General features: G+C 44.8%; 12 protein-coding genes and 1 pseudogene. 12 read left to right on the top strand and 1 reads right to left on the bottom strand.

Annotated features, from left to right (window positions below; translation table 11 throughout):
• The 10 genes from WJ238_RS01445 to WJ238_RS01490 all read left to right on the top strand — a co-directional run.
• On the top strand, positions 1 to 284 hold a 284-nt coding region (locus WJ238_RS01445; RefSeq protein ID WP_524536981.1), incomplete at its 5' end, for a MarR family winged helix-turn-helix transcriptional regulator.
• The gene (locus tag WJ238_RS01450; protein ID WP_316268016.1) at positions 277 to 2010 is read left to right on the top strand and encodes an ABC transporter ATP-binding protein; all 1734 of its coding nucleotides are present in this window, start codon (positions 277 to 279) and stop codon (positions 2008 to 2010) included. The genes WJ238_RS01445 and WJ238_RS01450, both read left to right, overlap by 8 nt.
• The gene (locus WJ238_RS01455; protein WP_316268017.1) at positions 2003 to 3895 is read left to right on the top strand and encodes an ABC transporter ATP-binding protein; all 1893 of its coding nucleotides are present in this window, start codon (positions 2003 to 2005) and stop codon (positions 3893 to 3895) included. Before WJ238_RS01450 ends, WJ238_RS01455 begins: the two co-directional genes overlap by 8 nt.
• 105 nt (positions 3896 to 4000) lie before the next feature.
• Complete coding sequence (locus tag WJ238_RS01460; protein ID WP_337605948.1) at positions 4001 to 4624, top strand: SGNH/GDSL hydrolase family protein; 624 nt, start codon at positions 4001 to 4003, stop codon at positions 4622 to 4624.
• 162 nt (positions 4625 to 4786) lie between these two features.
• Positions 4787 to 4936: a 50S ribosomal protein L33 gene (gene rpmG / locus WJ238_RS01465; protein WP_230107258.1), complete on the top strand. Its 150-nt coding sequence runs from the start codon at positions 4787 to 4789 to the stop codon at positions 4934 to 4936.
• Between the two features lie 24 nt (positions 4937 to 4960).
• On the top strand, positions 4961 to 5155 hold the full coding sequence (secE, locus tag WJ238_RS01470; protein ID WP_230107257.1) for a preprotein translocase subunit SecE: 195 nt from the start codon (positions 4961 to 4963) through the stop codon (positions 5153 to 5155).
• Positions 5156 to 5185: 30 nt separating this feature from the next.
• A complete protein-coding gene (gene nusG / locus WJ238_RS01475) occupies positions 5186 to 5701 on the top strand; it encodes a transcription termination/antitermination protein NusG (RefSeq protein WP_230107256.1) in 516 nt (171 codons plus the stop codon).
• A 55-nt stretch (positions 5702 to 5756) separates the two neighbouring features.
• The gene (rplK, locus tag WJ238_RS01480) at positions 5757 to 6182 is read left to right on the top strand and encodes a 50S ribosomal protein L11 (RefSeq protein ID WP_230107255.1); all 426 of its coding nucleotides are present in this window, start codon (positions 5757 to 5759) and stop codon (positions 6180 to 6182) included.
• A gap of 75 nt (positions 6183 to 6257) precedes the next feature.
• Positions 6258 to 6950 carry a 50S ribosomal protein L1 gene (gene rplA, locus WJ238_RS01485; protein ID WP_230107254.1) on the top strand — a complete coding sequence of 231 codons (693 nt, stop codon included), beginning with the start codon at positions 6258 to 6260 and terminating at the stop codon, positions 6948 to 6950.
• A 318-nt stretch (positions 6951 to 7268) separates the two neighbouring features.
• A complete protein-coding gene (locus tag WJ238_RS01490) occupies positions 7269 to 7754 on the top strand; it encodes a LytR/AlgR family response regulator transcription factor (protein ID WP_316266097.1) in 486 nt (161 codons plus the stop codon).
• 43 nt (positions 7755 to 7797) lie between these two features.
• Here the strand turns inward: WJ238_RS01490 and WJ238_RS01495 are convergent, their stop codons facing one another.
• On the bottom strand, positions 7798 to 9225 hold the full coding sequence (locus WJ238_RS01495; RefSeq protein WP_256193488.1) for a hypothetical protein: 1428 nt from the start codon (positions 9223 to 9225) through the stop codon (positions 7798 to 7800).
• A gap of 273 nt (positions 9226 to 9498) precedes the next feature.
• Between WJ238_RS01495 and WJ238_RS01500 the strand changes: the two genes are divergently transcribed.
• Together WJ238_RS01500 and WJ238_RS01505 are read left to right on the top strand one after the other, a co-directional pair.
• Positions 9499 to 10206 (top strand): hypothetical protein, encoded by a 708-nt coding sequence (locus tag WJ238_RS01500; protein WP_337605949.1) that lies wholly within the window; start codon positions 9499 to 9501, stop codon positions 10204 to 10206.
• Positions 10203 to 12288: pseudogene (locus WJ238_RS01505) on the top strand (hypothetical protein); the annotation flags it as partial. The gene WJ238_RS01500 and the pseudogene WJ238_RS01505, both read left to right, overlap by 4 nt.

The following is a 12288-nucleotide window of genomic DNA, read 5'->3' on the forward strand; positions in this document are numbered from 1 at the left end:
CAGGAGCGCTGCAGCTTCTGGAAAAGAAGGGATATCTATACCGTGAACCAGTGAAGGAAGACGCCAGGCTGAAACGAATCGTGCCGACAGAAAAGGCCCTTCAGCTGCGATCAAAGCTTCTTAAGAATATCAGAAGGAGGGAAGCACAGATCAGAGAGGGGATTCCGGCCGATGATATGGAAGTTTTTATCCGGGTTCTGAAGCAGATATCCGAAAACCTTTCTTCGGGGGAAAGGGCGAAAGAAAACGATATGATATATAGAAAGGAAGAGTCAGATGAATAGGAAATTACTGAAATCTGTGCGGGAATATAAGAAACAGTCATTTATCACTCCGGTTCTGGTGGCGCTGGAAGTTCTGATGGAAGTTCTGATTCCGCTTTTAATGGCTAACATCATCGACATTGGAATTATGGAAGGAAACATGCCATACATTATCAAAATGGGGATTCTTCTTGTTGTGATGGCAATGCTGGCTTTGCTGTTCGGAGCGTTGGCAGGGAAAATGGGGGCAATTGCATCCGCGGGATATGCAAAAAACTTGCGTCACGATATTTTTTATAAAATCCAGGAGTTTTCCTTCGGAAATATTGATCATTTTTCAACCTCAAGTCTCGTGACCAGACTGACGACAGATATTACAAATGTGCAGATGGCATATATGTTTACAATCCGTCTTTTGGCCAGAGCACCGATCATGGTTGTTTTGTCGTGGATCATGACTGCGACCATTAATCTGAAGATTGCATTTTGTCTACTTGTTACAATACCGGTCCTTGGAGGAGTTTTGATTTTTATCGCAAAAAAAGCGCATCCTCATTTTATTCAGGTGTTTGATGAGTATGATGTGCTGAATAATACCGTGCAGGAAAATGTAAACGCTGCAAGGGTCGTGAAAGCTTATGTAAGAGAAGAACACGAAAATGAGAAGTTCCATAAAATTTCCCTCAAGGTATTTGACCTGTTTACAAAGGCGGAGAAGATTGTCGCATGGAACTCTCCGGTTATGCAGTTTGTTATGTATACGGTTGTTCTGCTGCTTGTTTTAATTGGAGGAGAAAATATTGTAACCGGAAATATGCAGACAGGAGAGCTGACGAGTATCATGGTATATGCCATGCAGATCCTGATGTCGCTTATGATGGTATCCTTTGTATTCGTTATGATCATGATTGCGGAGGCATCTTCGGATCGTATCAAAGAGGTATTGGAAGAAGTTCCGGAAATGCGGGATAAAGAAGATGCTCTGACAACTGTGGAAAATGGAGATATCGACTTCGAACATGTGAATTTCAGTTATGCCGGTGAGGATGGAAATTTATCTTTGAAGGATGTTAACCTGCATATTAAGAGCGGGCAGATCGTCGGCATCATCGGCGGTACCGGAAGCGCGAAGTCTACTCTGGTGCAGCTGATTCCCAGACTTTATGATGTGACGAGTGGTTGTGTGAAAGTGGGCGGACAGGATGTGCGCCGATATAATCTGGAGAAACTCCGTGATCAGGTATCCATGGTGCTCCAGAAAAATGTGCTTTTTACAGGAAGTATTTATGAAAATATCAGGTGGGGCGATGAAAATGCCAGTGATGAAGAAGTACAGAGAGTTTGCAGGCTGGCACAGGCAGATGGCTTTATCAATGAATTTCCGGCTAAATACAATACAATGATCGTGGAGGGCGGAAATAACGTTTCCGGAGGACAGAAGCAGAGACTTTGTATTGCAAGAGCTCTTTTGAAAAAACCGAAGATCCTGATCCTGGATGACTCTACCAGTGCGGTTGATACAAGGACAGACGCATTGATCCGCCAGGCATTCAGGGAGGAAATTCCGGATACTACCAAAATTATTATTGCACAGAGAATCTCTTCTGTGGAAGATGCGGATGTGATCATTGTTATGGATAATGGAGAGATCAATGGTATCGGAACATCAGAAGAATTGCTGAAGAACAATGCGATTTACAGAGAAGTATACGAATCACAGGTGAAAGGAGGAGAGGAAAATGAGTAATAGAGGCGGAAAACCGACGGTGACCAAAAATACATTAAAAACAGCAAAAAGACTTCTCGGCTATGTGACGAGTACGTATAAAGTACAGTTTGTACTGGTGCTGATCTGTATTTTGATCAGCTCTATTGCCAGCATTTCCGTATCCCTGTCACTGAAATTTTTGCTGGATGATTACATTATCCCGTTGATAGGAAATCAAAATCCTGATTTTACGGAGCTGTATACAGCTCTTGGCATACTGGCCACGATTTTTGCCTTTGGCGTACTGGCTTCCTTCCTGTATACAAGGCTGATGGTTGTCATAGGGCAGGGCGTGCTGAAACGAGTGAGAGACGAGATGTTTGAGCATATGCAGACATTGCCGATCCGATATTTTGATCAGAATACAAACGGATCTATCATGAGTCTTTATACAAATGATACGGATACTCTGCGCCAGATGATCAATCAGTCGATTCCACAGGTTCTGATGTCGGCGCTTATGATCGTTGTTACATTTATTGCTATGCTGGTATTGAGTCCGATTCTGACAATTCTGGCGGTTATTATTATTGTACTGATGATTGCCGTTTCCAATAAGATCGGAGGAAACAGCGGAAAGTATTTTATCCGGCAGCAGCTGGATCTTGCCAACATTACCGGATTTGTGGAAGAACGCATGAATGGACAGCGTGTAGTAAAAGTGTTTAATCATGAGAAAAAATCAGAAGAAGAATTTGATGTTTTAAATGAGAAGTTGTTTGAGAGCGCATCCAATGCACATACCTTTGCCAGTATCATGGGGCCGATCATCGGAAATATCGGAAATCTTCAGTTTGTGCTGACAGCGGTGCTGGGAGGTTTCCTTTCCATTATGGGAATCGGAAATATTACACTGGGCGTGATGGCTTCCTATCTGCAGTTCACAAAGAGTTTTACACAGCCTTTCATGCAGGTGGCACAGCAGTTCAACTCTATTATCATGGCGCTGGCAGGAGCAGAGCGTATCTTTAATATGATGGATGAGGAGCCGGAGGTTGATGAAGGATATGTAACTTTAGTCAATGCAAGAAAGAACGAAGACGGCACCATCGAAGAGTGCGAAGAGCGTACCGGAATGTGGGCGTGGAAACATCCCCATCAGGCAGATGGAACCGTTACTTATACGGAATTGAAGGGTGATGTAAGGTTCTTTGATATGTCCTTTGGATATGAGCCGGATCACATGGTTCTTCATGATCTGACCCTTTATGCGAAACCGGGACAGAAGCTTGCGTTCGTAGGTTCAACCGGCGCAGGAAAAACAACGATCACTAACCTGATCAACCGTTTTTACGATGTACAGGATGGAAAGATCCGGTACGACGGCATTAATATTAATAAGATCAAAAAAGCCGACCTGCGTCATTCCCTTGGAATCGTACTCCAGGATACCCATCTGTTCACCGGAACAATTATGGAGAATATCCGTTACGGAAAGCTGGATGCTACAGACGAAGAAGTATACAACGCTGCAAAACTGGCCCATGCAGATCAGTTTATCAAAATGCTTCCTCAAGGATATGATACTATGCTTACCAGCGACGGCGAAGAACTGTCACAGGGACAAAGACAGCTTCTGGCAATTGCCCGGGCGGCAATTGCAGATCCTCCGGTATTGATCCTGGATGAAGCGACCTCCAGTATCGATACACGTACCGAGAGCATTGTGCAGAAAGGTATGGATAACCTGATGAAGGGAAGAACTGTATTCGTTATCGCCCACAGACTGTCCACCATCCGCAACAGCAACGCGATCATGGTACTGGAACATGGCCGTATCATCGAAAGAGGGGACCATGAGGAACTGATCGCACAGAAAGGGACCTATTACCAGTTGTACACCGGTAAGCTGGAGTTGTCGTAAACAGTTTAGCCCGGGGTGTTTTGCAGTTTTACACAGGGTATATGTCAATTTGGGACGTAACACTTTTCAAGTTTGTTACGTCCCAAATTGCAGAAAGGACTCCATATGAACAATATTATTTTCCTGGGAGACAGTATCACGGATGCGTTCCACAATATGGATGGAGCAAATTCGTTGGGGAGAGGCTATGTCAGGCGGATTGCGGACAGGCTGTATGATGATGGATACAAAGGGGAAATCCGTAATGCAGGACACGACGGCTTCACAGCAGCCGGAGTGCTGCGGATGCTGGAGTATGACTGCCTCCGGCATCAGCCGGATCTGGTTTCCGTATTGGTTGGATGCAATGATGCAGGCATATACATGAATACAGGAAAAACTCTGAAAGAGCAGGGATTTCAGCAAAATTATGAAGAATTGCTTCGGAGGCTGACATACGAAACAAAAGCTTCTGTAGTCTGTATGGGACCTTTTATCTTTCCGTTTCCGGAAGAGTATGCCCATTGGATTCCTACAATCAGGGAAGCAGAAAACATTGAGCGAAGAGCCGCGGAGAAATATGGGGCTGTCTTCCTGCCTCTTCATGACAGACTAAATGAGGTGGCCAGGGAAATAGGATATTATGCCGTTACGACAGATGGCATCCATCTGACAGAACGTGGTGCACATATTGTAGCTGACGAATGGATACACTGCATCGACTTCTTGCCCTGTCAGCTGCATGGCTAAATAGTTGCGTTAAAATGAGGATAAGGCTTGACTTCCGGCGCTGCACTATGGTATAGTAGTCTGGCGATGGAAGTAGGTCTTTTTTTTATGCCTAAAATTCGGGCAGCTGTCGCGGGCTGCCGGTAACACGTCAACATTATGAAATGAAGCGAGGTGGAAGTTGTGCGTACAAGAATTACATTAGAATGTACAGAATGCAAGCAGCGGAACTACAACATGACAAAGGATAAGAAAACACATCCGGAGCGCATGGAAACAAAGAAGTACTGCAGATTCTGCAAATCACACACAGTGCACAAAGAAACAAAATAGTCGCTGGCAGAAGGAGTGGTCGTCATGAGTGGAGAGAAAACTCAGAAAAAAGGCTGGTTTAAGGGTCTTAAAGCAGAATTTAAGAAAATTATCTGGCCGGATAAGTTAACACTTGCAAAGCAGACAGTAGCGGTTGTTTCGGTCACTGTTGTTCTGGGAGTCATCATAGCAGTTGTTGACTTTCTTGCCCAGAATGGCGTAGATATGCTGGTTGGATAATCGTAGACTGTAAGCGAGAAAGGTGATTTTATGTCAGAGGCAAAATGGTATGTTGTTCATACTTATTCCGGGTATGAAAACAAAGTAAAGGCCAACATTGATAAAACGATCGAAAACAGACACCTGGAAGATCAGATCCTTGAAGTGCGCGTACCGATGGAAGATGTCGTGGAGATGAAAAACGGGGTGCAGAAAGCTACCCAGAAAAAGATGTTTCCAGGGTATGTCCTGATTCATATGGTTATGAATGATGACACATGGTATGTAGTGCGGAATACAAGAGGAGTAACCGGATTTGTCGGTCCCGGATCCAAGCCGGTTCCATTGACGGATGCAGAAATGGCCCCTCTTGGAATCAAGAGAGAAAACATTGTTGTGGATTATGAAATCGGTGACAATGTTCAGGTGATCGCGGGAGCCTGGGCGGATACAGTGGGTGTGGTTCAGGCCATTAATATGGCAAAAGGAAGTCTCACCATCAATGTTGAGCTGTTTGGCCGCGAAACGCCAGTAGAGATAAGTTTCGCTGAAGTGAAAAAAATGTAGTCAATAGTGGGAGGGGATTTCAAATTCCCGCCAATACCACAAGGAGGTAATGAAAATGGCAAAAAAAGTAGAAGGTTATATTAAATTACAGATTCCTGCTGGAAAGGCAACACCGGCTCCTCCGGTTGGACCTGCACTTGGACAGCATGGTGTAAACATCGTTGAATTTACAAAGCAGTTTAATGCTAGAACAGCTGATCAGGGAGATCTGATCATTCCTGTAGTTATCACAGTTTACAACGACAGAAGCTTCAGCTTCGTGACAAAGACACCTCCGGCAGCAGTTTTGATTAAGAAAGCATGCAAGATCAAATCTGGTTCAGGCGTGCCGAACAAGAAAAAGGTTGCTACAATTACAAAAGCACAGCTGCAGGAAATTGCAGAGACAAAGATGCCAGACCTTAACGCTGCAAGCGTTGAAGCAGCAATGAGCATGATTGCCGGTACCTGCAGAAGTATGGGTGTAACAGTAGAAGAATAAGCACTTTCTTTATAAAGTTAATTGTAATAAGAGTGGGAGGGTTATCCCGACATTACCACAAGGAGGTATTTTTTAATGAAAAGAGGAAAAAAATATACAGAAGCTGCAAAAGTAATCGAAAGAGGAACACTTTACGATAAGGATGAGGCAGTTTCTTTAGTGAAAAAGACAGCAGTAGCTAAATTTGACGAAACAATCGAAGCTCATATCAGAACAGGATGTGACGGACGTCATGCTGATCAGCAGATCCGTGGTGCAGTTGTACTTCCTCACGGAACTGGAAAGAAAGTCCGCATTCTTGTGTTTGCAAAAGATGCAAAAGCTGAAGAAGCAAAAGCAGCAGGAGCAGATTTTGTAGGCGGAGATGAGCTGATTCCAAAGATCCAGAATGAGAACTGGTTTGAATTTGACGTAGTAGTTGCTACACCGGATATGATGGGTATTGTTGGACGTCTTGGACGTGTACTTGGACCAAAAGGTCTTATGCCGAACCCGAAAGCCGGAACAGTTACTATGGATGTTACAAAGGCAATCCAGGATATCAAAGCTGGTAAGATTGAATACAGACTTGATAAGACAAATATTATCCATGTGCCGATCGGTAAAGCATCCTTTACTGAGGAGCAGCTTGCAGACAACTTCCAGACGCTTATTGATGCAGTAAACAAAGCCAGACCGGCAGCTGTAAAAGGTCAGTTCCTTAAGAGCGTGACACTTACATCTACAATGGGACCTGGTGTGAAAGTTAATCCGGCTAAACTGGTTTAATTTGAAATGCATATATGAAAAAACGCCCTTCAGCAAAAGCCGAAGGGCGTTTTTTGTGAAAGTTTCAAAAATGCCCGGGGTGTTACGCAGTTTTACCCAGGGTATACTGCAATTTGACACGTAACACTTTTAAACTTTGTTACGTGTCATATATTTATATGCCAAGCAGAGCCAACTTGTCGAGCACACCTGCTGGCACATATTGCGGATAATAGACTGTTAAGGCATAATAGACATTGCGGCTACTATTTTGGGGAGATCATAAGTGGAGTCTCCCGGAGGAAATGTAAGGAAAAAGTTTTAAAGGAGTCGAGAGCAGTGCAGAAGATTTTAGCGTTCTGTAAAGAGGGGAAAGATCCGGAAGGTATAGAACATAAGGTGGAAGAATATCTCAAAGAACTTCAGGAAAATGAAAAATGGTTTATCATCCTTCCGTGCAGGAAAAATGAGATTGTACTGGAAGAAGGAGAAATCAGCTTTATAGAGCGGGATAAGCGTGTGACGCGGATCCATACAGAGCAGGGCGATGTTATTACAACTATGAAGGTTTCGGAAGTCTATACACATCTCGATCATACGAGATTTGTTCTCTGTCATAACAGTTTCATTGTAAATATGGAAAAAATAAGAATTTTCAACAGATCAGAGATTACATTAAGAAGCGGTGAAGTCATTCCGATCAGCCGCTCCCACTGGAAAAATACGAAAGAAACTTTTGACAACTGGGCAGGAAGATACATGAAGAGATTCCGCCAGGCAAAGAAGCCGTCAGAGGAGGAGCAGACAGGGAGCGAAGAGGAATAAGCTATAGAGAGGAAATATAGGGGCGGAGTATAAATGGCCGCCCCTAATCTGGCATCTCCTTTAATATCTGGATCTGCTTTTGAATGATCTGCCTGGTTTCTTCGCGGCTGTAGGCGATGGAAGAGTTTTCCAGGCTGGAGAAATAATCAAAGAAGGCCTGACCGATATAGCTTTCTGATATATAGAAGCCAAGGAATTTATTTTGGCTGTCCAGAAAGCATAGGAAAATAGAATAGTCGGAAAACGCCTCATAATATGCCCGGTCAGTAAGAAGCGGACTTGGTTTCAGCATGGTATATTCTCCTGTTTCCAGGCTTGTCTCCAGGAAGTATTCCAGCATTTTTTGACGTACCAAAGGCGAAAATTCTACCGGGATACAGGCGTATGGCCCGGCGAAACGCCCTGTCTGGCAGAAACGCTCAAGGCCGCTTAGCGTGAAATAGTTGTGAAAAGTATAGGGCGCCGGAAACCGGTTTTTAAAGCTGTCTTTCAGCATTTTCGGATCGATGAAATCCGTGTTTTCCGGAGAGGATGCCCACACATCCGGATCGTAGAGCATGGAAAATACACAGGGCTGTGACTCCAGCACACGGGAAGAGGTCTGTTTGGCCATAGTGATCTCTCCGTAGAAATTTAAAATTTCTTCCGGCTCGCGGCGCATAAAAAGGAAAGGCGCAGCGGACTGAAATTGTTTTTCTGCTTCCCGGAAATATTGTTCTACGACATCCGCCTTGTCCAGTAAAATAGATGATTTTAAATCAGCTGTCAGCAGAAGGACACTGCTTTCTGTTACCAAATAATAGGGATATAGAAGCGCACTTGTATCAATGTGCGCTTCTTTGCTGTAATAAAAAAACGGCTGGTAAGGATAGCGGGTCAGAGCAAAAGCCAAAGTACATTGTAAAAGTTCCAGGTTGGAATTAACATTTTCGGATTTTTCCGGATTCTGACAAAGGCAGAATAAATGTTTCAGATCAAATTTCCGGCCGAGTTTTTCCGAAAGATGAAGAATGATCCGAAAAAAAGAAATACAGTCAGGCGGAAAATTCGTCAGCAAAACAGGCGCGTTTTCAGAACGAAGCAAAGAGTGTTCCAAAAAGTGCTGAAGTTTTTCCTCGATGGCAAAGGAAAGTTGTATCTGATGTTTCGCTGAAATAACCGGAGAGTAAGAGAGGGCGGAAAAATCCGGCGTTGCCAGATTCTCCAGAATATTTTGTATATACTTCCGGTTATAATAAGCTGGTTTCCCGATACGCTCTAATTCGTAGAGTTCTATGAGTTCCTGCCTTTGCTGCGGATTGATGCGCAGATAGAGACAGAATTGAGAAATAAATTCCGGCCCGGGAAGGCGCTTCCCCGTCACCATTCGCTGCAGTGAAGTACGATCCAGACCGGATATTTTGGAAAGCTGATAAATATTTGTTCCGGTATCTTCTATATATTGGCGACATTTTTCGCTGAAATCTGACATAATAAATCCCCCTTCAAATAAAATACACTTATTATGTGATATTTTCTTAAATGATACAGAAGAACAGAAAAATTTACAAGACAGGCTGCACAAATAGCCCGTCTTGTGCAAAAAGAGGAAAAAAACAGGCGCACAGAAAGGAGCACATATTGACAGCCTTTCGGAAAGCAGGAGTATACTAATAATGGTACGGTGTTTTTGTCGGCGCACGACAAAGGAACCGGAATATGAGAAGAGCAGACCGAATGCTGCAAAAGGAGGAGATGGCAAAGTATGAGAAAAAGAATAAAAAGGGGAGGAGCGCTCCTGCTTGCTTTGACTCTTGCGCTTACTCCGGTAACGCTTCAGGCGGAAGAGGGAGTGCCGGAGCAGACAGAAAAGAGCCTGGCAGGAACGGAAGAAGGACAGTTTTCTGCTGATGTTAATACTGCGGACAGTAAAGAGACATCACAGACAGAGTCAGTAAAAGAGACGCCCCAGGCAGAGACAGGGAGTGCCGGAACGGAAGACCCAGCTAATACCACGCAGGCTGATGGGGAAGATGAGCAGTATGACGTGACAAAACCTGTCATCGAGAAGGTAGAGTTTCCGCAGAACGGCAAGACTCTGACGCAGGAGGATACTCTGGAGCTCCTTGTATATGCAAAAGATATGGAGAGCGGGATCAACCGTGCAGAAGCTTACGTCTATTTTCAGGATGAAGATGGAAATGGTACAAGTTATTCGATGGACTCTTCCTATGATGAGGAGAGGGACTGCTATGTGCTGACCTGTCCTTTGAAGGGCATCCGTGCGGTAAGCGGATATGTTGGAAGCCTCAGTGTAGTGGACAACAGGGACAATTATGCAAGCTGGACGGTATCGGATAATACGGGGTATCTTTATACGTTTGATCTTGCCCGGGAGGAAGACCCGGTTATTCCGGTGCAGAATCTTAAGCTTGACCGGAATCAGGCGACAGTAAAAGCGGAGATAAGGTGACATTTACTTTTGAAGTGGATGTGCCGGACAGCATTACCGATGCGCGTATGCTCGAAGTAGAGATTGAAAATGAAAAGGGAACGCATTCTTGGTCTATGCAGGCGAATCTGCAGAAGACCGGCGAATATTCTGTCAGCTTTGATATTGATTCTTATATGACAAATGGGAAATGGATGCTGTCAGAGGTGGAACTTCTCACCGAAAGCGGAACGATCCCCCTTGTGCTGGAAGGGCAGGAGGACATCTGGTTTGAAGTGACTGGAAATGATGATGTGAAAGAAGATACAGAAGCGCCGAAGATCACATCCATTGAAGTGGATAAGAACGGCGAGATCCTTGAAGCGGGTGATTCCGCAACAATCCGGGTCAAGGCGGAAGACAACGTAGGGATTAATACTTCTAACGCCAGCCTGAGTATGTACGCTGCGGCCGATATTGCCGACGGAAGTTATTACATTGACCTTGAGTGGAACGAAGAGGAACAGGTATTTGAAGGCGTGTTTGAAGTGACGGAGGATACCTATCCCTGTGAGTGGTACATCGGTAACGTGGACATTTATGACACGTCCGGCAATGAAGCGCCCGTAAATGAAATCGGTCCGAATGTTGGCGCTACATATCCCTGGTATGTCCAGGTGACAAACGGTTCTACATTCGTGAATCCGACTTATACAGTCAATATCAGTTTCATGACATTGGACGCCAATGGAAGATGGCAGGAGACAGAACGTGTCACCAAAGAGAATGTGGAGAGACGTACGACCTTAGAAGAAGCAGGGATCAGCCTGCCGGAGTACTCCAGTAATTACGAGGGAATCCAGCAGATCGGATGGCAGACGTCTATGGGCAGAGAGGTAACTTCCGATATGCAGGTTGTGGAAAATCTGGGCTATCTCTATGTCTATGCCAAGTATGACAAGCTTCCGGTTTACCTTTCCTACCGCTATGTCAATGCAGACGGAGAGGAAGCATATGAACGGGAAGAGGCTCCGATCCTCATGTCCGGTGACGCCACCTATAGTGATGTGGAGACTTATCTGAAAGACATTCCGGCTCCGGAAGACAGTTATGAAGGCCTTGAGTTCCAGAAATGGGAGATCACTTCTTATTATCAGGATGCAGACGAGCCGCTGATGACTTCAAATAATATATCTGTCAGCGCTTCCTACGACAAGAATCTGGGTATTGTTTCCTTTGGTTATCTGGATAATAAGGATGAATGGAAACATATCACCAGGGTCTACCCTGTAGAAAAGGGAAGCACTTACGGCGATGTGATAAAGCAGGCGGAATCTTTCCGGCCGGATGATGCATCTGACGAGATCGAGCTGACAGGCTGGACAGTAGATGAATATGCTGGATCTATCACAGAAGAAGTGATGGACAGCTACGGATACATAAATCTGGAGGGAGATTACGGCGATAAATGTGTTGTAATGGGAACCCGGATTTATTACACGGAAGAGGGCTATCAGACAGAGGATTCAGATACCTATATTGTGGATAAAGGCACATCATATCAGGAGATCTATGATAAAATGGAAGCTCTGGATATGCCGAAGATGTATCCGGGACTAGACTTTGAGAGCTGGGACAGCTCGTATGACGGAGAAATCGAGGTCAGCGGCGCCAGGATCACTTCTTACGCTATATATAAACAGGCGATGATCCGCATGCTCATCGATCCGAAGTTTGAAGATCTGGACGGAGCAGGCATGGGACCAGAGGAAGAAGTTGAGTTCATCAAGTGCTTTGTTGTGGACAGAGGGGATGAGATCACTCTGCCATCCAGCTTTGAAGGGTATGAAAATGTTACCTGGCTTAACTATCCGGAAGGCGGAAAAGTGACAGGAGATTATGACAGGACATTCTACGGATATGTACCGGGAGGAAGCACGCAGCCGGAAGATCCGGATGAGCCGACCGAACCGGAAGATCCGGATGAGCCGACGCAGCCGGAAGAACCGGAACAGCCGGATAATCCTTCCACACCGGAGCAGGAGGAAGGAACAAAGCTTCCTGAAAGCGCAGTATCTGGTATTATTACAGCAATCGAGAGTACAGATGAGGGAGAAGATATCA

The organism is Claveliimonas sp., assembly GCF_037273965.1.
Classification (GTDB): domain Bacteria; phylum Bacillota; class Clostridia; order Lachnospirales; family Lachnospiraceae; genus Claveliimonas; species Claveliimonas bilis.